This window comes from Synechococcus sp. Minos11 (assembly GCF_014279855.1).
Lineage (GTDB): Bacteria > Cyanobacteriota > Cyanobacteriia > PCC-6307 > Cyanobiaceae > RCC307.
This window is the reverse complement of record NZ_CP047953.1, coordinates 151813-175870: the sequence shown is the minus strand read 5'-3', so window position 1 is coordinate 175870 and position 24058 is coordinate 151813. Positions and strand designations below refer to the sequence as shown.

General features: G+C 58.3%; 21 protein-coding genes. 8 read left to right on the top strand and 13 right to left on the bottom strand.

Going from position 1 to position 24058, the window contains the following annotated elements; all coding sequences use genetic code 11:
* Nucleotides 1-80: 80 nt before the first annotated feature.
* Complete coding sequence (locus SynMINOS11_RS00870; RefSeq protein ID WP_186549200.1) at nucleotides 81-1217, bottom strand: hypothetical protein; 1137 nt, start codon at nucleotides 1215-1217, stop codon at nucleotides 81-83.
* Nucleotides 1218-1386: 169 nt separating this feature from the next.
* On the opposite strand from SynMINOS11_RS00870, the gene SynMINOS11_RS00865 reads away from it, so the two are divergent.
* From SynMINOS11_RS00865 to SynMINOS11_RS00855, 3 genes are read left to right on the top strand one after another with little or no spacing between them, the layout of a single operon-like run.
* Nucleotides 1387-2496 (top strand): polysaccharide biosynthesis/export family protein, encoded by a 1110-nt coding sequence (locus SynMINOS11_RS00865; RefSeq protein WP_255445434.1) that lies wholly within the window; start codon nucleotides 1387-1389, stop codon nucleotides 2494-2496.
* On the top strand, nucleotides 2493-4256 hold the full coding sequence (locus tag SynMINOS11_RS00860) for a GumC family protein (protein ID WP_186549196.1): 1764 nt from the start codon (nucleotides 2493-2495) through the stop codon (nucleotides 4254-4256). Before SynMINOS11_RS00865 ends, SynMINOS11_RS00860 begins: the two co-directional genes overlap by 4 nt.
* A 59-nt stretch (nucleotides 4257-4315) precedes the next feature.
* Complete coding sequence (locus tag SynMINOS11_RS00855) at nucleotides 4316-5383, top strand: hypothetical protein (protein WP_186549194.1); 1068 nt, start codon at nucleotides 4316-4318, stop codon at nucleotides 5381-5383.
* A gap of 10 nt (nucleotides 5384-5393) precedes the next feature.
* Here SynMINOS11_RS00855 and SynMINOS11_RS00850 read toward each other — a convergent pair whose 3' ends face one another.
* Together SynMINOS11_RS00850 and SynMINOS11_RS00845 are read right to left on the bottom strand one after the other, a co-directional pair.
* Complete coding sequence (locus SynMINOS11_RS00850; protein ID WP_186549192.1) at nucleotides 5394-6533, bottom strand: glycosyltransferase; 1140 nt, start codon at nucleotides 6531-6533, stop codon at nucleotides 5394-5396.
* A complete protein-coding gene (locus SynMINOS11_RS00845) occupies nucleotides 6533-8053 on the bottom strand; it encodes a glycosyltransferase family 2 protein (protein ID WP_186549190.1) in 1521 nt (506 codons plus the stop codon). The genes SynMINOS11_RS00850 and SynMINOS11_RS00845 overlap by 1 nt, the downstream gene beginning before the upstream one ends.
* Here SynMINOS11_RS00845 and SynMINOS11_RS00840 point away from each other — a divergent pair.
* The gene (locus tag SynMINOS11_RS00840) at nucleotides 8012-9253 is read left to right on the top strand and encodes a CCA tRNA nucleotidyltransferase (protein ID WP_186549188.1); all 1242 of its coding nucleotides are present in this window, start codon (nucleotides 8012-8014) and stop codon (nucleotides 9251-9253) included. The genes SynMINOS11_RS00845 and SynMINOS11_RS00840 overlap by 42 nt on opposite strands.
* On the opposite strand, the gene SynMINOS11_RS00835 is transcribed toward SynMINOS11_RS00840, so the two are convergent.
* Nucleotides 9237-10094 carry a glycosyltransferase family 2 protein gene (locus SynMINOS11_RS00835; protein ID WP_255445433.1) on the bottom strand — a complete coding sequence of 286 codons (858 nt, stop codon included), beginning with the start codon at nucleotides 10092-10094 and terminating at the stop codon, nucleotides 9237-9239. The genes SynMINOS11_RS00840 and SynMINOS11_RS00835 overlap by 17 nt on opposite strands.
* Nucleotides 10095-10137: 43 nt before the next feature.
* Here SynMINOS11_RS00835 and SynMINOS11_RS00830 point away from each other — a divergent pair, with 43 nt between their 5' ends.
* Entirely contained in the window at nucleotides 10138-10395 is a 258-nt protein-coding gene (locus SynMINOS11_RS00830; protein ID WP_050815428.1) for a hypothetical protein, read from the top strand.
* On the opposite strand, the gene SynMINOS11_RS00825 is transcribed toward SynMINOS11_RS00830, so the two are convergent.
* The 3 genes from SynMINOS11_RS00825 to galE are packed head-to-tail and all read right to left on the bottom strand — an operon-like array spanning nucleotide 10370 to nucleotide 15404.
* Nucleotides 10370-12385 (bottom strand): glycosyltransferase family 39 protein, encoded by a 2016-nt coding sequence (locus tag SynMINOS11_RS00825; RefSeq protein ID WP_186549184.1) that lies wholly within the window; start codon nucleotides 12383-12385, stop codon nucleotides 10370-10372. The genes SynMINOS11_RS00830 and SynMINOS11_RS00825 overlap by 26 nt on opposite strands.
* Entirely contained in the window at nucleotides 12382-14394 is a 2013-nt protein-coding gene (gene selD / locus SynMINOS11_RS00820; protein ID WP_186549182.1) for a selenide, water dikinase SelD, read from the bottom strand. The genes SynMINOS11_RS00825 and selD overlap by 4 nt, the downstream gene beginning before the upstream one ends.
* A complete protein-coding gene (galE, locus tag SynMINOS11_RS00815; protein ID WP_186549180.1) occupies nucleotides 14391-15404 on the bottom strand; it encodes a UDP-glucose 4-epimerase GalE in 1014 nt (337 codons plus the stop codon). The genes selD and galE overlap by 4 nt, the downstream gene beginning before the upstream one ends.
* A 76-nt stretch (nucleotides 15405-15480) precedes the next feature.
* On the opposite strand from galE, the gene hisS reads away from it, so the two are divergent.
* Nucleotides 15481-16725 (top strand): histidine--tRNA ligase, encoded by a 1245-nt coding sequence (gene hisS / locus SynMINOS11_RS00810; RefSeq protein ID WP_186550607.1) that lies wholly within the window; start codon nucleotides 15481-15483, stop codon nucleotides 16723-16725.
* Between the two features lie 16 nt (nucleotides 16726-16741).
* Here the strand turns inward: hisS and SynMINOS11_RS00805 are convergent, their stop codons facing one another.
* From SynMINOS11_RS00805 to SynMINOS11_RS00790, 4 genes are all read right to left on the bottom strand, one after another.
* On the bottom strand, nucleotides 16742-18610 hold the full coding sequence (locus SynMINOS11_RS00805; RefSeq protein WP_255445432.1) for an ABC transporter ATP-binding protein: 1869 nt from the start codon (nucleotides 18608-18610) through the stop codon (nucleotides 16742-16744).
* Between the two features lie 49 nt (nucleotides 18611-18659).
* Nucleotides 18660-19667, bottom strand: a complete 1008-nt coding sequence (locus tag SynMINOS11_RS00800) for a glycosyltransferase (RefSeq protein ID WP_255445431.1) — start codon at nucleotides 19665-19667, stop codon at nucleotides 18660-18662.
* Between the two features lie 2 nt (nucleotides 19668-19669).
* Nucleotides 19670-20386, bottom strand: coding sequence for a biliverdin-producing heme oxygenase (locus SynMINOS11_RS00795; protein ID WP_186549176.1), 717 nt, complete (start codon nucleotides 20384-20386; stop codon nucleotides 19670-19672).
* Between the two features lie 74 nt (nucleotides 20387-20460).
* On the bottom strand, nucleotides 20461-20868 hold the full coding sequence (locus tag SynMINOS11_RS00790; protein WP_186549175.1) for a hypothetical protein: 408 nt from the start codon (nucleotides 20866-20868) through the stop codon (nucleotides 20461-20463).
* A 58-nt stretch (nucleotides 20869-20926) separates the two neighbouring features.
* On the opposite strand from SynMINOS11_RS00790, the gene SynMINOS11_RS00785 reads away from it, so the two are divergent.
* Both SynMINOS11_RS00785 and SynMINOS11_RS00780 read left to right on the top strand, forming a co-directional pair.
* The gene (locus SynMINOS11_RS00785) at nucleotides 20927-22354 is read left to right on the top strand and encodes an NADP-dependent isocitrate dehydrogenase (protein ID WP_186549173.1); all 1428 of its coding nucleotides are present in this window, start codon (nucleotides 20927-20929) and stop codon (nucleotides 22352-22354) included.
* Entirely contained in the window at nucleotides 22351-23496 is a 1146-nt protein-coding gene (locus SynMINOS11_RS00780; protein WP_186549171.1) for a hypothetical protein, read from the top strand. The genes SynMINOS11_RS00785 and SynMINOS11_RS00780 overlap by 4 nt, the downstream gene beginning before the upstream one ends.
* Here the strand turns inward: SynMINOS11_RS00780 and SynMINOS11_RS00775 are convergent.
* On the bottom strand, nucleotides 23481-23642 hold the full coding sequence (locus SynMINOS11_RS00775) for a DUF5989 family protein (RefSeq protein ID WP_186550909.1): 162 nt from the start codon (nucleotides 23640-23642) through the stop codon (nucleotides 23481-23483). The two genes, SynMINOS11_RS00780 and SynMINOS11_RS00775, sit on opposite strands and share 16 nt — an antisense overlap.
* Before the next feature lie 23 nt (nucleotides 23643-23665).
* Nucleotides 23666-24058: an SxtJ family membrane protein gene (locus tag SynMINOS11_RS00770; protein ID WP_186549169.1), complete on the bottom strand. Its 393-nt coding sequence runs from the start codon at nucleotides 24056-24058 to the stop codon at nucleotides 23666-23668.

Here is a 24058-nt window from a genome sequence, read left to right as displayed (position 1 = left end):
GCTCCTAATGGTAATAACCTGTGGAGATTCAAACGGAAAAATTTGACAATAGACAAACCAAACAAGCCTCAACAAGAGTCTCAATTTTCCGATCTCGAGACTAAACTCATTTTGCCTCGCTCCGCATAGACACTGTGCCAGCTCAATGGGATGCCCAAAAGAACACCTGAGAGCACTACCGTCACGGGCCAATGCAAAAGGGAAAGATCGAGGAAACCCTGAATAAATGTGTAGAGCAGCACCAACTGCCCGGCCGTTCGCGGGAATAAGTCGATCTCAGCAGCAGCTGAGCGCCATGCCAGCACCAGCAAAACCAGCAGAAGGACAAGCCCCAGCACCCCTAATACCCCTGTGCTCGCAAAAATCTGTAGATAGATGTTGTGGGCATGATCAGCCACTCCCCCATGGATCGGATCAGAGCAAAACTCACCAGAACGATCGAAACCGATCCCGTAGAGAAACCGGTTGTTACCGCTGAATGGAATCGCTCCATAGCACTCAGCAATCGCCAGGCGACCTGAATCGGAGCTGAGGTCGATTCCTGGGATGCCTGTGCTGGAGGGGCGAAGCAACTGCTTCGCCCCTCCAGCAGCCACACCAAATGCAAGCACCAATAAACTGCGCTTACAAATCTGGCCAAAGCCAACGCCCTGCTGAATCCATAACAGTGCTGCTGAAACAACAGCTGCAACAAATGCGGCGCGAGATCCTGTCTGCCAGACCATCACTGCAGCCAGAGTCGTTGCCACGCCTGCCAAAAGCCGTTGCCACTGAGGCTGCTTGGCCTGGCAGAACCAGGCGATTGCCAGAAGCCAAATCAACCCCAGCAGATAGCCCCCCTGATTAGCCCCTGCAAACGGATTGGGAGTCCAAGGCTTGGTACCCATTTGCAACAACAGCACTGGCAGCACCAACAGAGGCAGTCGCAGCAAAACCTGCCAACGCTGCGGGGACACACACGCCGCGGCCAGCAATGCTCCCACAAGCAACACACCATCCTGTACAGCGACTGGATGGGGCATCTGGTTCAACCACCAACTACGGCTGAACAGCAAAAGCACAAAAAGCAACGGCCAAGCAGCCCAACGCCGCTCAGCAGGCGCAAAAAAAAGTTGCGCCATAACCCATGCAACTACTGGGGGGCTGCTGAGGAGTGGATTCAACGGCAATAAAAACAACATTGCCGCCACGGGCAGCAGCAGATCGAGCAGAACCATGGCGGTCAGTCTGAAGCCTGGACACTGCTGAAAAAAATTTACCGAAATAGAAATACTGTCTTACCATTCCAATTTTGGATACGTGGCGCGAAGCTTTTGGCGATCTTCTCTTCTGGCCTTAGCTACAGCAGTTCCGACAGCTGCTCTTGCTCAGCCCCTCTCAGAGCAGATGGACGGTATGAAGCTGGCAGCCCCAACAGCCGAACAGCGAGCACGCGTCAACTACGACGCATACATACTTGGTCCTGGCGACAGCCTGCAAATCGAACTGCTAGATCTGCCTGAACTGAGCGGGCGCTTCACCATCGGCCCCGACGGCACAATATATCTGCCAAGGCTCAGGGCTCTTTATGTGGAGGGACTCACAATTGAGGAACTCCGCAGTTTCCTGAATCAACAGTTCAGCGCCTTTGTGCTGCAACCGGACGTGTATGTGAGGCCGGTCGGATACAGACCAGTTCGCATCTACGTCAGAGGAGAAGTACGCCGACCTGGGTATTACACACTTAGCGGCAGCCAGCAAATTCAGGAAGAACTGGCACAAACATCTTCATTAATTACTAATAACTTCGATACGCAAACCACTCTGCAGCAAAAAGAAAGCTCTGCGATTCGCGCAGCCCGGAAAAGTATTGGGGGGAATCCTGAAGCTATTGCCATCGAATTTCCAACGGTCTTCGATGCAATCAGGGCAGCCCAGGGAATCACTCCTTACTCGGATTTAGGGAAAGTGGAAGTTACACGCACACAACCCATTAGTAGCGGAGGGGGCCGCATCCGCACCAAACTCAACTTTATCTCTCTAATTACAGATGGAAATGAATCACAAAACATCCGCCTACTTGATGGTGATGTCATCAAGATCAGCAGGAGTGACGAAGTGCTGAGAGAGCAGCTTCTTGAGGCAGGCCAAACAAACCTTAGCCCACAATTCTTAGAAGTTTTTGTCAGTGGCCGTGTCAAAGTGCCTGGGGGAAAAGTACTACCTCAAGGCAGCACCTTGATCCAAGCTATTGACATGGCTGGTGGTCTGAAAATTTTGCATGGGTCAATAGAATTTATACGCTTTAACCGAGAAGGAGCTGTTGACAGGCGCGTGTTTCGATATAATCGAAACGCGCCCTCTGACGACTACAAGAATCCAGTCTTGATGGCGGGGGATGTTATTCGGGCTCGAGAGTCACCACTGAGTGCAGCCACAGAAGTGATTGGTGAAATCACAGAGCCTGCTCTTGGCCTTTATTCAATCTACGGACTTTTAGGAGGTATTAACCAGTGACCAACAGCATCCCAGCACCTGCACTCGAGAAGCTCCAACAACCTGCACAAAGTATTAATAATGACGAGATTGATCTACGTGAAGTTGCTCGCACACTTGGGCGCCACAGCAAGCTTATTGCGGGAGTCACTGCAACGATGGTGTTGCTCAGTGGGTTTAACGCACTGAGCCAGAAACCAGTCTGGGAAGGACAATTTCAAATTGTTTTAGAGGACAAAGATTCCGGCCAAAGGGGCCTCTTCAAGGCACTCCAGGCAAATTCACTGTTCTCCCAATTCACAGGAAATACAGGCACAAGCCGTAGCTCACTTAAGACAGAGGTAAAAATCCTTACAAGTCCATCGGTCCTGATGCCTGTTTACCAATTCGTGAAGAAACAAAAACAACAACAAGGTATTGATGTTGAGGGTTTCCGTCTGTCTGACTGGGTTGGTAATGTCAAAGTTGACCTACAGAGGGGCACATCTGTTCTCAATATTTCCTACCAAGACACCGACAAGAAGTTGATTCTCCCTGTTATTCGTTTAATCTCGAAAACTTATCAGGATTATTCAGGCAGAGACCGCACAAGGGGTATTAGCCAAAGCGTTAGCTATTTAGAAAAACAAATCTCAGAGTTAAGAAAAGAGTCTGCAAAATCCATGCGTTCTGCGCAAGCTTTTGCACTAGACAATGGTCTGCCGCTTGAGGGGTCAGGCTCTTTATCTGCCACCGGCCTGATGTCGTCACAAATGGCACAGGGAAATTCCCTCACAGGTGGAGCCACATTGGGGCCAAGTTCTATTGATAGCAGCCGCAGTGCAGCTCAAAGTAAGGTCAATTCTTTGATGCAACAGCTTGCAGCCGCAAGGGCAGCTGGTGAAAATACAGTTTATGTAGCGCCACAATTTGAAGCCAACATTGAGCTTTATGGCGAGCTTCAACAACTGCAGTCGCAACTTGAAGAAAAATTAGCTCTTCTAAAACCCAACGACCAAAGCATTCAGGCGTTAAAGCGTCGGATTAGTTCCAGAACGGCCTACATCAACCAACAGACTATTGGCCTACTTGAGGGACAACTCAATACAGCTCAGGCTCAACTGACCTCTGTAACGCGACCACGAGATGTGGTCCTCAAACACCGTGAGCTCATGTCCAAAGCGCTGCGTGATGAAAAGACCTTGGCTGGACTAGAAGGACAACTCCAAGTAATGCAGCTAGAAAAAGCACGCCAAACCGAACCCTGGGAGCTGATTTCGACTCCGACTTTGTTGGATAACCCGGTGGCGCCCAACAAAAAGAAGATTGTCGCGCTTGGGGTGCTCGGTGGTCTCGTACTTGGCGCCGGGGCCGCTTTGGTGGTGGATAGGCGCCGCGGTTTGGTGTTCTCCAAAGGCGAGCTAAAAAAAGCGCTGCCATGCCCATTGCTCAAGCAGCTGAATGTGGCGGATCCCTCCAGCTGGGTTGAGCCGATCGAACTGCTTGCAGCAGGCACGCTCGCAAATCCCGGCGATGGAGCAATCGCCCTCATTCCCGTTGGCACTGTTCCCAACGGCCAACTCGATCAGTTTGGCCGCACCTTGCAACAGGCTATTGGCAATCGCGAACTCAAGATCACGACTGATCTCTTGCAAAGCCGGGACTGCAGCCACCAGCTTCTCCTGGCCTCTCCTGGGGGAGCCAATCGCCTGCAGCTAGAACATCTAAAAATGCGACTTGCTCTGCAGGGCAAGCCTGTGACGGGTTGGGTTCTACTCGATAAGAGTCAGGTAGTCAGTTGAAACCTGTCGGTTGGATAGCAGCAGTCGGGCTGTTAAGCGGGGGAGCGGCTTGTGCTGAGGTGCTGTGGACTCCTCTTGGTGTGGAGAATGCAGAAAGCGGTGATTCGTCAAACGCCAACTGGATTGATCCTTTTGCCAGCAAGGACTCGGACCCACCAGCTGGAGATGGCACCGTGCGCTGGGAGCACATTCCTGAACACACAACCACCCAGGGAGCCGTGGTTTGGGAGCCCGTCACACCAGAGGACTACAACCTGACAACCACAGTCCCCACCCGAGTACCCAAGCCACCGGCGCCAGCACTGGAGAGCATGAACCGCTCCATTGCCTTCAGCGACGGACGCGTGGGACCAGATATTGGTTTTTTGGTGCCTCCAGGCTTCCGCTGGACACCGGATTACATCCTCGACAGCTCCGTACGGGGCTGGAGTCGCCGTGCAGCAGAAGACGAGTTTTTGGCTTGGAATGGAGGCGATGCTGTTGGCCAGTTTTATCTGCAACCCTTTCACGGCGAACATTGGAGCTTTGGCGCAAATCTGGGTATCCGCAGCTTGTATCAAGGAAACGAGTTTGCAGGGGGAGTTACGCGCATTGGCGAAGGTATCTCGGCAGGATTCCGGTTTGACTATTCCTTAAGCGAAACCATTGGCATCGCCATCGGTGCAGAGCAGCTGGTTCACTTTGACAACATGACCGACACCGGTCGAGATATCTATTTGGTGGCATCAAAAGGATGGTGGCTGGGACGAGAAGCGGGCAACTTTCCACTACTAACAGCAACTGCCGGAATCGGCACTGGTTATCTTGGGCGTAACCCCTACTTGCAATTTGGCTGCAGCAACATTGTTGATGCTGGAATTGCTCAAGAAGGGAATCCTGTTTTTTACCCTCTTTGTTGGGGTCCAATTGCCTCAGGCTCCATAGTTTTATCGCCCAAACTCAGCATCTTTAGTGAATTCAATAACTTTGCTTTTGTCACAGGTGCTTCAGTTGCGCCCTTTGAGCGTCTTCCTCTCCGAGCAACCTGGGGTGTGACGCTCGCTCAGGACTTTGGCGGCGGCACGGAAGACTTTCGCTTTGAACCCGATAAAACTCGTTGGTTCTTCAGGGTGAGCCTGGGGCTCTAAGCAGGGCTATTCACAACAGCCAGTCTTGGTAGCTGATCGCAGCGAACTGTCGCCCCCGCGCTCTCGCAGCAGTTGCCATCTTGAAAAGCTTGGATTCTGGACAAGCCAGAGGATCCCTCAAGCGGTTGATGAGCTGAACCTGTTCTGGACTAATTTCAGGTGAAGGGCAACCCAAATCAAAACCTGTCTCCTCTGGCATCAACTGCTCTTCAAAACCACCATTTTGAATCCTGATCAGTGGCAAACCCAAGGCCATTGCTTCAGAGCAAACACACGAGAAAGCCTCCTTCAGAGAACAATTGACCAATAGATTTGATCGCTGCATATCTTGAAAGATTTGCTCTTTGGAGGATGCAGGATGCCAGGCAAATTGATCACCAAGCAGCTCCTCAGCTTGCCTGATAACAACTCGTGTTAAAGCTGCGTAGTTTGCAGTCTCAAGCCCTGCAAATTGAAGCCGAATTGCCCTCATCTCCACTGCATCATTGGGTATTTCTTTGAGCGCAGACTCCAAAAGTCGCAATAGCCATAGGTGACCCTTATTTCCAGAGCCAACCGCACCCACCAACAACAAACGCAAGTTGTTAAAATGGCCCTTACCTATAGGCTGACGAGCCTCAATCATGGAGGTTGGGCTTATCGCAGGGCACAGAACATCAAGCTCAGCACCCTCAAACTCCAACCATTTCTGATACGCCAACATCACTCTGAAAGACGGCACACGCATCTGCAGTCGCCCTGAGCTCAGCGCCTCAACAATCAAGCGGCGTGTGTCATTGCTTTGGAGCCAAATCTTTGGATCACTCTCATGGGCATACCAATCCAGTCGCTGCAACTTGCCAGCAGAGAGCCAAACCAAGGCTTGCCGCATGACCGCATCGGGCAGGGCAACCGTATTGAGCAACAGCCGGTCCCCTGGCTTGATCTTGGGCGGGGACTGATCTGGATTCAGAACTTGGCAATGAATGCCCTCATCAGCCAACTGATGCTGGAGCGTGGAATGGCGTTGATCATGCAAGCCGCCCCAGCTCACGATTCGCAGCTGCTTACGCAGACCGGCAACTGCCAGCTCGCGCGCAATGGCAGCCAGCACTAACGGAGCACCGCTATGGGTGAAGTTGTGGGAATACAGCCAAAACCTTGCAGCCATCAGCGTTTCGGCAGCATCAGCTCGCGCCAACGCGACACATAAGGGTCAATGCACCAGCGCCCACCCAGTTCTTCACTCCACAACTCGCGAAAGCGCGTCAATTCAGGCGGAATCCCAGCGGTGCTCCGGCTGGCTGATTCGAAGTGCGTCCAGCGGCTGGCTGGATCCAGCACCACAGCATGGCCGCGCTGCCGCGCCCGCAAGCAGAAATCCACATCGCCGTAATTGATGGGTAAGTCATCGCGAAGACCACCCAGCTGTTGCCATAACTCAGCGCTGCACAGACTCACAGCTGCGGTGACCGCCTGAAATTGACGCGCAGCAGCAAGCAAGCCAGGCGGCAATCGCTTGGGCCAGCAACCAACCCAGGCGTGACGCGGGGCGAGATTATCGACCGCAACGCCAGCGTGTTGAACGCGCCCACCTGGGTAGAGCAATAACGCCCCTACAACACCGATGTTGGTCTCCTGGGCATGGGCCAGCATGGAACCGATAGCCCCTGGCTCCAGCAATTCTGTGTCGTCGTTGAGTTGCAATAAAAACTCGCCGCGAGCTGCAGCAGCCGCCTGGTTGATGCGCTGGCTGTAGCTGTAAGGCAAGTCACTGCGCGCATGGCGCCAGCGACCAGGGCCCAAGCCATAGCCAATCGAATTCTCAAACTCCTCAAGCTCGGCTGCGTTGAGCTCGCCGCCATCAATCAGAACAATCTCGAGTTCGCGATAGTCACTGCGCTGCAGCAGGCAGGTGAGGGAATGGCGCAGCAACATCGTTGAGCGGCCATGCATGGGCTTGTGAAACCCGCCGGATGGAATCAACACGCTCACCAAAGGGCTCCCCTTGGGCTGAGCGGCCTGGGCTGGAGGCAACTCAACAGGTGGACTGATCGCAAGTGGCAAGGCCACATGGGCCCAGGCTTCAGCTCCAACGGTCTCAAAAAGGTGATCACGCCAAGCAGGCCGAGCTTGTAACTGCTCGGGCGGCTCACCCAGTTCCTGCAGCAAGTTGCGTTGAATCCACAAAGGACCCTCCGCTTCACCGGTCACGCGATCCAAGAGAGGGTCGAGCTGACCTTTCTGGCGCCAAAGCCGCTTGCCGGAGGCGAGCGGAAGCCAGTCATCACAACTCACTACCTGGGCGCACGTGCGGGCTTGCCGGCGAGCAAGCAACCGCTGCAGACGCTTGCGTTGTGCAGCGGTGAGCTGCCAACCCGGAGGCATCAACAGCACAAAGTCCTTGGATTGGCTCAGCCGGCGCCGCAAAGGGGCAATCCCCGGCTGAATGCCGATCAACCACTGCCTGATCCGATCAGCAGGAGCAAAATTTCGGTAGATCTCCAGTTCCTTGATCAATCGCACCGCCTTGGCCAGGCGCCAACGCTTGAACTTGCTGAACCAGTCGTCACCCTGGGCAGGTGATGTCACAGCCGTGCGAAAGCCGGGCAAACCGTAGTGCACCCCAGCACCGCTGCCGAGCAATGGATGGACTGGCTGGCAACCATTGCCATGGCCCATGGTCTGCATCTCAGCGTGGTGGGGGGTGCTGTGCGCGACCGACTCCTGGGCAAAAGCACCCCCGACAAAGATTTAGATCTTGTGGTGGAAGGGGATGGCAGCTGGAGCTGGCCAGCCATCCAGCTGCTGGAACTCATCGAAAACCACGAATTACCAAGAGGATTTCAGCTGAAACAAAGCCAAAGCTTTGAGGCCTTTGGAACAGCACAGCTCCACTTGCAGACCCCAGAAGGCCCATTGCTTTGTGACCTCAGTTCAGCCAGATCGGAGCGTTATGCCTTTCCTGGCGCTCACCCTGAGGTGAAGCCTGCGGATCTACTGAACGACCTCAAGCGGCGTGACTTCAGCATCAATGCGATTGCCGAGCGACTGCCATTGAGCTCGAACCCGTTGCTTGATCCCTTTGCTGGCGAAGCGGATTTGAAAGCAGGGCAGCTCAAGCTGCTGCATCCCCTCAGCCTTGAAGACGACCCCAGCCGGTTGCTGCGGGGAGTGCGCTACGGAACGAGGCTTGGGCTGGAACTGGCGGCAGAAACCACGGCACAGGTGGACAGCACCCTGGCCGCCTGGCCCTGGACTAACGACGCACCAGCACTGGCCTCCCGCTCGCGGATGGAACTGGAGCTGCTCCTCTCAGAATCTTGCTGGCGTTCAGCCGTTGAACTTCTGGAGAGCTGGAGAGGTTTGGAGCTCATTCAGCGCGGCTGGAAGGCATTACCACCAAGAAGCTCGGCTTGGCTGCAACGGCTTGGCCAATGGGGCCATGCCATTGATCCGAACTGGAGCGCTGAAGAGCTGAGGCTTGTGGGGCTGCTCTGGCTCGTGCCCCATCAATATAATTTGGTGGCTATCGCCAAGCGCCTGCAACTGGCCCACCGCCAACAGCAGCTGCTGAGCCGCGGCCTGGAGCTGCAAAGGTGGCTTGAAGGCCTGAGCCCTCAGAACACAGACGCTTGGAAAGCCAGCGATTGGACTTTTGCGCTGGAAGAGCGCGGGGCTAAAACAGAGCCATTAATGGTCTTGATGCCATTAGGCCCAAGCAGACATCTGCAATTTCGACGGCCCCTGCTGCGCTGGCTCATGTGCTGGCGCTTAATCGAGTCACCACTCAGCGCCAAGGAGCTCATGAATCAGGGGCTATCAGCAGGCCCCAAGCTAGGGAGCCGGCTTAAGGAACTTCGAGGCCAAGCCATCAACCAGCACGCTTAAAGCCGCGCCAGATGGCGCCGGCCCGCCGCGGCCGAAGCAACGCCGACAGCAACAAGCGCAGTTGCCGCAGCTGCCTCACCCAAGGCGGGCAATGGCGGCGCAAGAAGCGCAAATAACTAATTGTGGAGAGCTCAATTCGGCGACTCGATGGGGTGACACTGCCCTCCCCCTTCTGATGGCTGACGACCACCTGCGGCAACCAGAGCACAGGTGCCCCTTGCTGCGCCAAGCGCAGACAGAGGTCCATGTCTTCGTAATACAGGGGGAAACGGGAATCGAAACGCGCGGGCGGCTGATGAGCCGCAGGTTGCAGCAGCAAACTGCAACCGCTGAGCCAATCCAGCCGAACTGGCTCACGGCGCAAAGAATCAGCTGAGCTGACTTTGCGTCGGCGGAAATTCAGCCCCTGATCAAGCCAGCCGGCACTGGGTTCGATGGTGCCGGTTGCGTCCTGCACAGCGGTTCCCACAACAGCCTGATCTGTCAGATCAACCAGAGCCTCAAGCAACTGCTGAGCTTCATCACCCTGGGGCAAAGACGTATCGGGATTGAGCAGCCAAACCCAGCCTGTGTATCCGGTTTGCTGCAGATAGTCGAGAGCGCGATTGCAACCCGCCCCAAAGCCACCACCCTGTTCTCCTTGCAGCACCAGCAAAGGGAGCGAGCCCAAATGCCGGCGCAATGGCCCTGGATCCAACGGTGCGGACCCCGGGGCCTGATCCACCACAATCCAACGGGCTAGGCCGCCTTGATGACGGCCGAGATCAGCGGCCAGGCTCGCCAGGGAGCTCTGGCTGTGATAGGCAACACTGACCACCACCAGAGGCGACGCCGTGCCCACCGTTCTCAAGTTCAGCTCAGAAGACTGTGGCACCTGTCACCGCATGAGCCATTACGACGGCAAGGTGGCCGAAGAACTGGGGCTTGGCTTTGTCAGCGTGATGTTGCAGGACACCGAGACGTACCGCAAATACCGCAAGGTGTTGATGGCCCAGTACCCCAATAAAGAAGGCATGGGCTGGCCGACCTACCTGATCGTGACTAATCCCGAGGGGGAGTTCGTAATCCATGGCGAGCTCAAAGGCGGCATGCCCAAAGGCGATTTCCGCGACAAGCTCAGCGCGCTGATTCCGGCGTCTTGAGCTGCTGCTCAACCGCCTGTGTTGCTGCTGGCAGCGAACGACTGGCAGCAGGTAGACGCCACAGCTGACCGCCCAGAACTCCACTGAGATCTCCCAAACCCTCCAGCACAGGCGTTGGATTCAATCCCTGCGCCTGATCGGCAACTGCACTGGCCTGCCAGAGGCGTCCAGCTGCGGTGAGCACCACAGCCCGATAGGCCGCAGGCCAGGCGCTCTTGGGCTCCAGCTTCTGTAAGCGCTCAAACCAGTGATCAGCCTCTAGTGGCCTGTTCTGCAGAACCTTCAGAAGAGCCAGGCTCCACAGCGCCTGACGATCATTGGGATCAGCTGCAAGAGCAGCAGTTGCCTGTTGCTCCACCCGCTGCTGATAGAGCCGATGACCATCAAGCTGGTGCTCAACACCCACAGCTGCAAACACTGGATCAAGCCCGGCAGGGCCTAGGGCCAAACCGGCCGCTAACTGAGGGAAGCGTTGCTCAAAAGGCACCGGCTGGGAAGCCTCCGGCCGGCGCGCCCACAGCTCATAGGTGCCCCCCTCGGGCCGCTCCCACTGCTGCTGCAGTGCAAAGGAGCCACTGCTGCGAATCGCCTGCGAGAACTGCTCAGCGCTGCGGCGCACTGAGCCCTGATCACCTGTCGCCAGGAGCACTTGCTGCGCCTGCTCAAGCGCCGGTTGGATGTCAGCGGAGCTGGAACCGAGCTGCCGGCCAACCAAGCCGCCGCCCCCGCGGCGCCCCAAAAAACTGATGCTGTGTTGATTGAGCTGGGGCCGACTGGGCACCACGATCAGCGTGCGCGGCGTTGCAGGGTCAGCACCCTGAGCAGCCTCCACAATCTGCTCGATCGGCTGCGGGAAAACAGGCGCCCAGAGAATCGACTGAAAACGGGTCTGAACGGTTCCCCAAGCGGCAACTAATAAACCAACCCCCAGCAGGGGCTGGCCCCAGCTTTTTGGCATCACAGCCAGCAGAACCAACCAACTACGGGCTAACAACAAGGCCAGCAAGGGCAGCAATGGAGCGAGATAACGGGGATCTTTGTTGGGGCTGAGGGTGGTCAGCAACCAACCGCTCAAGAGAACGAACCAAAGCCAGGCCCCATCGCCCCGCGGCCAACTCGGCCTGCGGGAGGCCACCACGGCTCCTGCCAAACCGCCGATCAACGGGATCTGACCGATCAGGCCAGGCAACCGCTGGGGGTACCACAGCCAGCCCGCCAGAGACGTGGCATTGGGATCCCCCTCGCGGGCCGCCGACTCCAAGGTGGCGCGGTTGGTGCCACCTATGGCGGTGATCAGGTTGTGGCCCAGCCAGGGAGCCACCAAAGCCAGCACAAAGCCGAATGAGGCCACCAACTGCCAGCGCCGCTTTCGCTCCTGCAGCCCCACCACCACAGCCCAAAGCGCCGGACCCAACAGCACCAACAAGGCGCTTTGCTTGATCAACAGCGCGCTAGCCAGCGCCAGCGCAGCCAAAAGAGCGGTGATCCAGGTGGCCCCGTTTGGCCGCAGCCATCGCCCCAACAACCACTGCGCCCAAATGCACCCCGCACAGAGGGGAATCTCCAGCACGTAGTCGACGCGCCATTCCGCCAGCCCCGGAGCCACAACACAAAAAAAAGCCGCCAACAGACCAAGCCCAGGGCCTTGCCATTGCCGGCCCCAAAGCGCAACGCCCACCAGCAAAAGACCAAACCAAAGGCTCAAGCTCCAGGCCGCCTGATCAGGGCTATCGCCTGAAACCGCCATCACCGTGCCGTTCACCAAGGAGGCCAGCGGCGGGATCTTGGGGGAATGGTCCAGCAGCGCTGGCCAGCCTTGCCAGCTGCCAGCGGGCAGCAATCCCAAGGCGCGGCCGTGGTCTAAAGCGCTGTTGAGATAGTCGGCTTGATCCCAGGAGGGCAAGCGCTGATCCAAAGCCAGCCAGCGCCGATCCAACAGCGTGCTCAGGAGCCACAGCAGCGTTAGTAATGGCCAGAACAACGCCTTCAAAGCGGCCCCTGGCTTTGGACGGTGCCAATCAGCGCTGCCTGAGCAAACGCGGCTGATCGCATGGCTGCCAAGCAGGGGCCAGCCTGCTGCTCAGGAACAGCAGCTAGCAAAGGCCCGCAGGTCTGCGGATCAATCAACAACCGCGCACGGGTTCCCAACAGCTCTGGCCACCTCGCCAGCGCAACAGCATTGCTGGGCGCCAAGGTGCTGGCAACTCCTGCCTCCAGGAGCTCCATGGATCCCGCCAAAGACGGCACCTGATCAGCCTGCAGCTGCACATCCACCCCCGTTGAGGCATCGAGCATCTCGTTGAGATGGCCCAATAGGCCAAACCCTGTCACATCAGTGCAAGCGCTGCAGCCATGGGCGGCCAGGAGCTCAACCAGCGGCGCCTGGCTCTGTTGCATCACCTCCAGCGCAGCTGTCAGCCAATGGGGCTCTGCCAAACCAGCCTGTGCTGCTGCAAAGAGCACGCCTGTGCCAATCGGCCGACTCAACAGCAACGCATCACCAGGCCTCAGCGGACCCTTCCCCCAGCTCATTTGGCCGCCAGGCAGCTGACCGTTGACGACCAAGCCCAGGCTGAGCTGTTTGGCCAAAGGCTTTCTGGGATCGCTGGCCTCCAGGGCCTGCAAGGTGTGCCCGCCAATCAGCGGCATCACCGATTGCACCCCCGCCAGGGTCTGCGTGAGCAGTTCCTGCTGCACTGCCTCAGAGCATCGGGGCAAGGTGACCAGCGCCTGACCATGACGCAGCGACGCCCCGCAAGCCCAGAGATCTGAGCTGGCATGCAAAGCCGTGAGGCGTCCATTAAGCCAAGGGTCGGCCAGCAGAGCAGGGAAACCATCCACGCTCTGCAGCCAGTCATCGCCAGTAGCCGCTGCATCCTCCGCAGGGAGCAGCTGGCCGCCTGCCAACTGCTTCAAAGCGCCACGCAGTGGCCCATCAGGAAGCTTGGCAGCACAGCCACTGCAGGCCATGGGCTGATCACTCCCCATCTGGGGCGGGAGCAGCATCGCCATAAAGCGTTGATCGAGGTGTTGTTTCCAGCGCCAGATCCGGCGGCTGGGGCCGACCTGCCGGCCTGCCCATAGGGCCCAAGCGCGGCCGCGGCCGTCGCCCAGCAATTGAAGGGCATGGGGTTGCGGGCGCCAGCGCCGTAGAGGTCGACGCGAAACAACGCGCTGCAGATTGGCTGCCAGAACAGGGGCTGCTCGCACCGCCCAAACACCACTGGAGGGACGCGGTTGCCCATCAATCACGCCGCAGTCACCGGAAGCGAACACGGCGGAGTCATTCACCGAACGCAGATCGGCTCCTGTGAGCACGCGGCCGCGGCCGTCTAGGGCCAGGCCGCTTTGAGCAAGCCAACTCGGGCCCCAGCTGCCCGTGCAATGGAGCTCCAGTTCCACATGACCACGCATGAGCGAAGGATCCAAAACCACTCCTGCCGCATTCAGCGCGCCACGAAAGGCCTGCCAAAAAGTGCGCTCTGGATCACCCGACAGACTGACGGCAAAGCCACGAGCAGCGAGAGCCAAACTGACTTCCACCGCCGCAGGACCACTGCCAACCACCCGGACGGCAGCACCCAGTGGCAAGGCCGCCAGCACAGCCAACACCGGCTCAAGCGGCTTGATCGGTAAGCACCCCGCACGCTTGGGGGCCCTGACTTCAGCACCCAAATTGAGGCTGAGCCACTCATAAGCCAGAGGCGGGCGATCGCCTTTGAGGCTGAGCTGCCTGTTAGCGGTGTCCAAACCAGTGACCCTGGCCTGCACGAAGTTGACCGCCGCGGCCCGGCAAAGGCCCCAGAGATCAAGGGCACAAGCCTCAGGCGCCACAGCACCGCTAAGGCACGCAGGGATCAAGCCGGAATAGAGGCTGGTGGGCAGAGCGCTCACCAGGGTGATGGCTTCCACCGCTGGCCGCGTCGACGGCCGCATGGCCCATTGCCGCAGCAACAGGGCATGGCTATGGCCACCACCAGCGAGCAGCAGATGGCTCACCGGTAACCGCTGGGGTTGGCCTGCTGCCAAGCCCAACCATCACGGCAGCATTCCTCAAGGCCTCGCCTGGTGCTCCATCCCAAAAGCTCTTTAGCCAAAGCAGGATCAGCGACGGTGCTCGCGGCATCACCAGGACGGCGCGCCACCAGCTCATAGGGAACAGGACGGCCTGAAGCCTTTTCAAACGCCTGAACCACCTTCAACACTGAATGGCCCTGGCCGCTGCCGAGGTTGAGGGTCAGCTGCTGATCAGCTGAATCCAGCAACACCTCCAACGCAGCCCGGTGGCCTTCCGCCAAATCCATCACGTGGATGTAATCGCGCACACCGGTGCCATCGGGCGTGGGCCAATCACTGCCAAACACCTTCAGATGCGGCCGTTGCCCTACAGCCACCTGGCTCACAAACGGAAAGAGGTTGTTGGGAATCCCCAGCGGGTCTTCACCGATCTGGCCACTTGGATGGGCCCCAACAGGATTGAAATAGCGCAGAGAAGCCACCCGCCAGCCGGGCTCACTGGCCGCCACATCAGCAAGCATCTGCTCAACGGCTGCTTTGGTGCGGCCGTAGGGGTTGTTGGGCTGCACAGGCGCTGCCTCGGGGATCGGCACATGATCGGGGATGCCATAGACCGTGGCACTGCTGCTGAACACCAACGTGCGGCAACCCGCAGCAGCCATGGCTTCCAGCAACACCCTGGAACCTGTGAGGTTCACATCCCAATAGAGCAGAGGCTTCTCAACCGATTCACCCACGGCCTTCAGGCCAGCGAAATGCACCACCGCGTCGACGCCATGGGCCAAAGCGCGCTCCACCGCATTGGGATCACGCAAATCACCTGTCACCACATCGATGGATTGCCCAGTAAGGGCCTCCACCCTGCGCAAGGCTTCTGGTGAGCTGTTGGAAAAGCTGTCAAGCACCACCAATTGATGGCCGGCCTGTTGCAACACCACAGCGGTGTGGCTGCCGATAAAACCAGCTCCCCCGGTCAGCAACAGTCGTGCCATTCGGCTGGTTCGCCAACAAAGACGTGCATTCTGCTCAGCAGGGCAAGATGAACTGCAATTGCAGGGCGAATCTCGGGTGGAGCAGCTGCAGAGCTTGCGGGGCATGGTGGATCTGTTGCCAGCCGCAACGAGCCGGTGGCAGTGGCTCGAGCAAACCGCCCGGGAACACTTCCGTCGCTCCTGCATCCGAGAAATCCGCACGCCTCTGCTGGAAGCCACCGAACTCTTCGCCCGCGGCATTGGCGAAGCCACCGATGTGGTGGGCAAGGAGATGTACAGCTTTAACGATCGAGGCGATCGCTCCTGCACCCTGCGGCCGGAAGGCACCGCCAGCGTGGTGCGCGCAGCCATACAACACGGCCTGCTGAGCCAGGGGGCACAGCGGCTTTGGTATGGCGGGCCAATGTTCCGTTATGAGCGGCCCCAAGGTGGGCGCCAACGGCAGTTCCACCAAATCGGCATTGAATTTCTAGGCTTTGCTGATCCCCGCAGTGATGTGGAAGCGATTGCCATTGCCTGGGATCTCCTGGAAGCCCTGGGCATCACCGGCTTGCAGCTGGAACTCAATTCCCTCGGCAGCCGCGACGACCGCCAGGCCTACCGCGATGCCCTAGTGGCTTGGCTTACCGAACGCCAAGACCAACTCGACACCGACTCGCAGCAGCGTCTGGCCACCAATCCCCTGCGGATCCTCGATTCCAAAAACCCTCAGACCCAGCAGCTTTTGCAAGACGCCCCCAACCTGGAGCAAAGCCTCAGCGATGCCAGCCGCGAGCGCTACGAGGAGGTCAAAGCAGGGCTGAGCGCTCTGAACATTCCGCACCTCTGCAATCCACGCCTGGTGCGGGGATTGGATTACTACGGCCACACCGCTTTTGAGATCACCAGTGACGCCCTCGGCGCACAAGCCACCGTGTGTGGCGGCGGTCGCTACGACGGGTTGGTTGAACAGCTGGGAGGTCCAGCCGCAGCCTGCGTTGGCTGGGCCATGGGTCTGGAAAGGCTGATGTTGCTGCTCCCGGATAAATCACAGCAATCCCAGCCGCCTGATGTGGTGGTGATCAGTCAAGGGAGTGCAGCAGCAGCTCTCGCCGTGCCTGTGGCGCGCCAACTGCGCCAAATCGGACAAGCCGTCGACGTGGACCTCAGCGGTGCTGGCTTCGGCAAGCAGCTCAAGCGCGCCGGCAAAAGCGGCGCCCGCTGGGCCGTGCTGATTGGCGATGAGGAAGCCAGCAGCGGCCAGCTGCAACGCAAAGACCTGAACAGCGGCGACAGCAGCACGATTGCCCTGCAAAGCCTTGCTGAGAACTGGATCAGCTAATTGGTCAGCTGAAAAGTCACTCAGAGACCAGCAGGCTGTCGGTCGATTCCAGGCCTTCCAGCTGGGCTAAATCACGAAAGCTGGCGGAGCGTTCCTGCAGCTCCGCAAACGTTCCAGAGGCAACAACCTCCCCCTTATCGAACTCATAAATGCGATCGCAGCGGGCGATCGTGCTGAGCCGGTGGGCAATCACGACCATGGTGCAGCGGCGTCCCACCACCTCCAGAGCATTAATCACTTCGCTTTCGGTGCGGTTGTCCAAAGCGCTCGTGGCCTCATCCAGCACCAAAACGCTGGCGTTGCGATAAAAGGCTCTGGCCAGGGCAAGTCGTTGGCGCTGGCCGCCTGAAAGCTGGTGGCCGTTTTCCCCGACTGGCGTCAGCAAGCCGTAAGGCAAATCAGCCACATACTCCGCCAGTTGAGCGGCCTCTAAGGCATCCCAGACCTTGTCGTCATCGATGAACTGCTCATCAATGCCAAAGGCCACATTGGCCCGAACGCTGGCATCGAGCAGCTGAATCATCTGCGGAACCTGCGCGCAGCTGGCCTGCCAAGCTGGCAACTCTTCTGGCGTTAAGGGATTTCCATCGAGCTCCAGCTCACCCATCTCGGCTTTGAGCAAGCCCAAAAGCAAATGGGCAATAGTGGATTTGCCGCTGCCTGTTTGGCCCACCAACGCAATCCGCGAGCCGACCGGGATAGTCAAGTTGATGCCGCGCAGTACCCAGTCTTCGCTTTTGGGGTAGCGGAACCAGGCATCACGCAAACGAATCGTGTGCTGCGGGAACACCCCAGCCGGGCTGGGCACCCCAGGGCTACGCAGCGTGAAACGCTCAATCGGCAGCTCCAGCATCGCCACGGTGTTGCTCACCTGAGGCAAGCCGCCACGGAACTCAGTGAGCGAATGGAAGAGCTGCTGCAGTGGGGGAGTCAGCCGCTGGGCAGCAATGGCCAACGCAGAGAGGAACGGCAGGATCCCCAGCACCTTGCTGGGATCTTGTTGAACCAATGCAGGCACAGCACCGATCACGAAGATCAACGTGATCCCTAAAGGCTCAATCAGCTGACGCGGAATGATCGGCAGCAGCACCGAACGCAGGGCATAGCGGCGGGCCCGCTCGCCGGCACTGCTGAAGCTGCTTTGAAAGTGTTCTTCGGTGCCCGTGAGGGTGATGTCGCGAACTGAAGCGAGCGACTCAAGCAACAAGTGGGTAGTCCGCACCTCAAGCCGCAAGTTCTGCTGACGGGCATGGCGCAGATAGGGCGTCACCACCATCGACAGGCCCAGATAAGAAATCACCACCGTCACCAGCAGCAGGAAGCCTGGGAAACGTCCAATCCAAAGAACCCCCAACGAGAGCAGCAGGATCGAAACGGTGGCACTCACCATGCGCAGACAGGGGCTGATCACACCGTTAGCGGCCTGACGAATGTTCGACAGGATTGAGGTGGTGAGCTCAGCAGTGCTGCGGGTGAGGTGATAGCTGTAGCTCTGGCGCAGCACCCTGGCGTGGATCTCATTGGAGAGATCACGCCAAATGCGGGCCGTCACCCGCTCTTGAGCCAGCTGTAGAGCGATCTTTGAAAAAGACGCCAACCAGGCGATGCCAATGAACAGGCAAACCAGCCAAAGGCTTTGATCGATCTGATTACCGCCGAACACTTTCACGCCGGGGAGGTTGTCAGCCAGGCGCGTTCCCACCAACGAGCCCACCATGCGGGCACCGACGGCCACCAAAGCCAGATCCGTCAGGCCGGGGAGGACTGAGAACGGCAACAACCGCAGCAGGGTGCGTCGCCGCTGCGCAGGGAGATGACTGATTAACCGCACCAACAAATCCAACGTCTGACTCCGGCGCCGGATCCAGCCCAGCGGGCCGGTCATGTCATTGCGGTGGGGTTTCACAGCCAAACCCTATGGCCGGCGCGGCAACTCAGCTGCTGCGACGCAACCGGCTGAGCCGCCGGCCCCAGCGCAAACGCCAAGGAGAGAGGGCCTTTAGCGGCTGCTCGCCGCTAACAACACGATCCCAGTGGTCATTGACCACCTCCAACGCCTCGCGCCAGCGCTGACGGACAGCGGATTCGCTGTGGCTAGCCAACAAACGCTGCAGCAACGCAGGTTCAGGCAGCCATCGCTGGGGGTCTCCTGCAGCCGCGGTGATGCGATCGAGATCAGCGCTCAAAGTGCCGCAGCCGATCTGCCAGGCCAGATGCCCTGGATCCAAGGTGTCCGCTAGAGCGTGGTTGAAGCTGCTGAACACCACGCAGCCGCAAGCCAGAGCTTCGATGGGCGGCAGACCAAAGCCTTCACTCACCCCCGCGCGGCGCCAGTGATCGGCCGAGTCGTAGAGCACCACCTTGGCGCTGCGGAACAAATCGCCGAGATCATCCACCCATCCCTGCTGCAATTCCACCTGCAAGCCCCGCTGCCGCAAGGCTGGCAGCAGCTGATTTCGGACATAAGCGCTGCTTTTGCGGGCCTGCACCAGCACATCAATCGGGCGCTCACCATTGCCCCCGCCAAAGGATGGGTCGATGGCATTGGGCACCCATTGCAAGGGTGCACGGGGCGCACGGTCGCCCCAATAGCCCAGGGTGTTGCGGCTCACCGCCAACACCGGCACCCCTGCTGGCAGATCAAAGCCATAGCCACTGCTATGGGCGTGATAAGCCACAGGCCGGCCCCGCAACTGCCGCAGCAGCTCGGGCACATGAAAACCCCAACTCACCAACCAGAGGGCTTCACCAGGTGATCGTTCCTGCTTCAGCAGATCAGGCAGAAAAGCCCGACCAGGCTCGCGCCGCCGGTAGGTGACCACCTCAACACTGGGGGCCAAGCCCTCGCAAAGGCGAGCGCTCTGCAGCTCAACGGATAAGCCTCCACAACGGAAACGGTCCCCGGTGCCGGGGACCAAAAAACGCAACGGGCGCTGACTCACACTCAGGCAGCCACAGGCTCCTCAGTGCTGCCGGCGCGCTGACGGCGGGTGAGGAAACCAAACAGCACCTTGCCAATGGCCGCCACCAAGTTGCCTTCCAGCTCCTGGAACATCTTCATGTTGAGGTGGAAGGCGTGGTTGGCCTCTTCCACGATTCGATCAGCCATCGGTTGATCGATCGGCAGCTCATCCATCGCAGAGCGATAGGTGGTCTTGAAAGCTTTCTCGTCCTCGATCTGGGGGAACACATAAAAGTGCAGCCCGTCATCGGTGGGGTTGTTCATCGCCTTTTGGGCAATGGTCTTGAGGATCTGGCCGCCGGAGAGATCACCCAAATAGCGGGTGTAGTGGTGGCCCACCAGCAGTTCGGGAGAGCTCTGGGCGATCTCGCGAATGCGGGCGACGTATTCCTTAGCCGCCGGCGAAGTTTCCACTTGGTTGCGCCAGTCGGCACCGAAGTAGAAGGTGAGATCTTCCTCAAGCGCCTGACGGCGGTCGAGCTGCTCAAAGGCGATCGGCGCCAACACGGGATGGTCTTTGAGGCGATGCATTTCTTCCTCCATCGCCTCGTAGACGAAATAGAGGTCAGCCACCAACTTGCGGTAGCTGAGCTTGTCGACCACTCCCTTGAGGAAGCAGCTCACAAAACCAGTGTTCTCCGCCATCGTGTGGGATTTCTTTGTCCCTTCACGAAGCTGGGCAGCGAGGGCAACAGCCATGGGGCCAGGCGCGGTTAACAGTTTTCCAACGTAAGCGCCATGACTGGGATCAGGGGCAATCTGGTTGCGAAGGGTTACGGCAGCGGACCAACCAGGTCACGGCAGACCTGCTGAAGCTGAGTGCAAATCGCTTCATCTGGCACGCGTTCACCGCTCACGCTCCAAGGCCCCACGGTGGCGAGTCGCCACTGTTCGCCTTGAAAAGTCATGCCACTGATCAGCATCCCCATCAAGCGAGGCTGCTCGGCATCAGCCAAACGAAGCTGCACCAACAGACTGCGGCATTGCCAGCGCGGGCTCCAGCCGGGGAGATGAAAAGCCAGATCCAATGAGCTGCCTTCAGCAAAGGCGCGGGTTTGGGGGTCATCGCGCCAAGGCCGCAGGTTCGGCTTGAGCTCTGGGAAGCGCTGCCGGAACTGATTCAGCGCCGAAGCAATGAGCTGAGCCAACTCAACGCTGCGGGCCTGCTCAGCGGCATTCATGACAGCGCAGGTCGATCTCTAGGCTCACGATGCCGACAACCTCCGGCTTGCGCATCCCATGGTTAGTTACGAGAAGCTCACACCCCCCAGCAACGGCGGCGTCATCCGCTTCGACAACGGCCAGCCGGTGGTGCCCGACAACCCGATCGTTCCGTTTATCCGCGGCGATGGCACCGGGGTGGATATCTGGCCGGCAACCCAGAAAGTGATCGATGCCGCTGTGGCCAAGGCCTATGGCGGCAGCAAAGCCATTGAGTGGTTCAAGGTCTATGCCGGCGATGAAGCCTGCGACCTCTACGGCACCTATCAGTACTTGCCTCAAGACACCCTGACGGCGATCGAGCAATACGGCGTCGCCATCAAAGGACCGCTCACCACCCCCATCGGTGGTGGCATCCGCTCGCTGAACGTGGCACTGCGTCAGATCTTTGATCTCTATTCCTGCGTGCGCCCATGCCGCTACTACAGCGGAACGCCCAGCCCCCACAAAAGGCCGCAAGACCTTGATGTTGTGGTGTACCGGGAAAACACCGAAGACATTTACATCGGTATTGAGTGGGCCGCCGAGGACCCTGTGGGCCAAGAGCTACTGAGGCACCTCAACGAAACGGTCATCCCCGCCAGCCCGAAGCTGGACAACAAAAAAATCCGCGAGGGTTCAGGAATCGGCATCAAGCCTGTGAGCAAAGAAGGAACGCAACGCCATGTGCGCCGCGCGATCCAACACGCGCTGCGCCTAGAGGGCAAACAGCGCCATGTGACCTTGGTGCACAAGGGCAACATCATGAAATTCACCGAAGGTGCGTTTCGTGACTGGGGCTATGAGCTCGCCACCACGGAATTCCGCGCTAATTGCGTCACCGAACGCGAAAGCTGGATTCTCGACAACAAAGACCTCAATCCCGACCTTTCAACAGCAGACAACTCAAGACTGATTGAGCCGGGTTACGACAACCTCACGCCCGAGAAACAAGCTGCGATCGACGCTGAAGTTGATGGCGTGCTGAGCAGTATCGGCACCAGCCATGGGAATGGCCGCTGGAAAGAGATGGTGCTGGTGGATGACCGCATCGCCGACAGCATCTTCCAGCAAATCCAGACCCGCCCCCAGGAGTATTCGATCCTGGCCACGTTGAACCTCAACGGGGACTACATCTCTGATGCCGCTGCTGCTGTGGTTGGCGGCCTGGGCATGGCGCCAGGCGCCAACATCGGCGATAAGGCCGCCATTTTCGAGGCCACCCACGGCACCGCTCCCAAGCACGCTGGCCTCGACAAGATCAACCCCGGCTCGGTGATCCTCAGTGGCGTCATGATGCTGGAATTCATGGGCTGGCAAGAAGCGGCTGATCTGATCACCAAAGGGCTGAGTGGCGCGATCGAAGCCCAGAAAGTGACCTATGACTTGGCACGCTTGATGGAGCCACCGGTGGATCCACTGAGCTGCTCTGGCTTTGCCGATGCGGTGATTGAGCACTTCGCATGAGTGAGCAGCGCCGCTCTTGGCTGGTGCTCCTGATCACAACCGTGGTCTGCTTAGGAGCAGCGGAAGTCTTCGCGCGGCTGCTGCCCAAGAACTACTACGAGTGGCAGCACCGCTACATGTTCATCAGCGAGGGAGTGAACACCAATAAAACCTTTGCCGATGGCACCACGGCGCAGTGGTACAAACCGGATTCAGCCATCAACTGGGCCGTGTTCTATGGCTACCCATGGCAGAAGCCCAAGCAGGAATACTCGATCTGGTCAACAACCAACAACCTGGGACTTGTTCAAGCCAGTGATGCACAGCTAGGCAAGCCATCGATTGCCATCTTTGGCGATTCGTTTACAGAGCCCCAAGCCACCACACCCTGGTTTTATGCGCTTGAAAATCACTGGAAGCGCCTAGACCCTCAAGGCAACACTCAACTCTTGAATTTCGGCTTTCAGGGAACTGGTATTGGCCGCTGGGATCAAGTCAGCAGGAATCTCTCTGAGCCCTACAACTTCCAAAAGGTGATTTATGTGGCCATCGGCCAGGATTTCGCACGACTTGGAGAAACCGGTTGGAACAAGCGGGATCTGAAATGCCTGGATAACGCAGAAGCCTGCAAAAAAAATCACTACTACCAAGCCATTGCTGGTGACGATCAATCGGAAGCCAAGCTCCAAGAGCGAACGCAGCAACTGATGGGCAAGCGCAATAACACCTTGGACAAGCAACTCCGCTATGGGCTTTGCGGGGTCAGTGAATTAGCTCGGCAGGTCGCCAGTGTGATTGGCAGCCCTTGTTTCGATGGACGTCCGCCCACGGATTATCAAAGCAACCTAAAAACAGCTGTTGGCCATGGCCTGCACTTGTTCCGCCAGCAAGTTGCTCGTTATGGGGCAAACAACGTTTTCCTCGTTTGGATTCCTGAGCGCAATGAAGCCGCAACCGGCCGCGTCTCCCCGATTAGCCAACAATTACTCAAAGTTGCTGATCACGATCTACCCAAAGGTCATGTGATCCGCTGCCCGCTAACAGCAGCCGATTTCTACGACAAAGACGGCCATCAAAATGAGGCCGGCTCTCGGATGATTTATAACTGCGTGGCCCAGGCACTCACCCAGGCCAGCAACAACAATGATCAGAAAATGGAGTAGATGAAAGGCGCCACAACGGAACCTTGAGTAAACACAATCAAGGCGCCCATCAACACAATGGTGACAATCAACGGGGCCAGCCAATACTTCTTACGAACGCGCAGAAAATCCCAGATGTCCTTGGTCAGATCGAGCAGGGCATCCATAGGACTAAGGCAGCGCGAAAGCGTTAAAAGATGCGGGTCAGATTAATGCCGGCTGTGTGGCGTTTTTCGCGGTAAGTGGTCAGTTGCTGGCTGCGGCGGCGCAGGGGGTCATAGCCCGTCAGGCGCATCACCAATGCAATTGGTTGCAACACCAGCAAAAACACGGCGCCAAGAATGATGTGGCTGTTGAACCAGCCCAAGGCATGGCCCAAGGCCATCCACCACTGATAAGGCTGCCGCAGGGTGCGCGGAGCGACTAAACCCAAGCTGAGTGCTGGTATCGCAATCCAGAGGGTCCAGAAGTGAAAGCCGTGGCCGCGCAAGGCGGGCAGGAGCCATCCCAACAGAAGCGGGAAGGCAATGGCGAGCAGCAGACCGAACTCGCGCAGCTGCTTGGTGGTGGGTGAAGTGGCCAT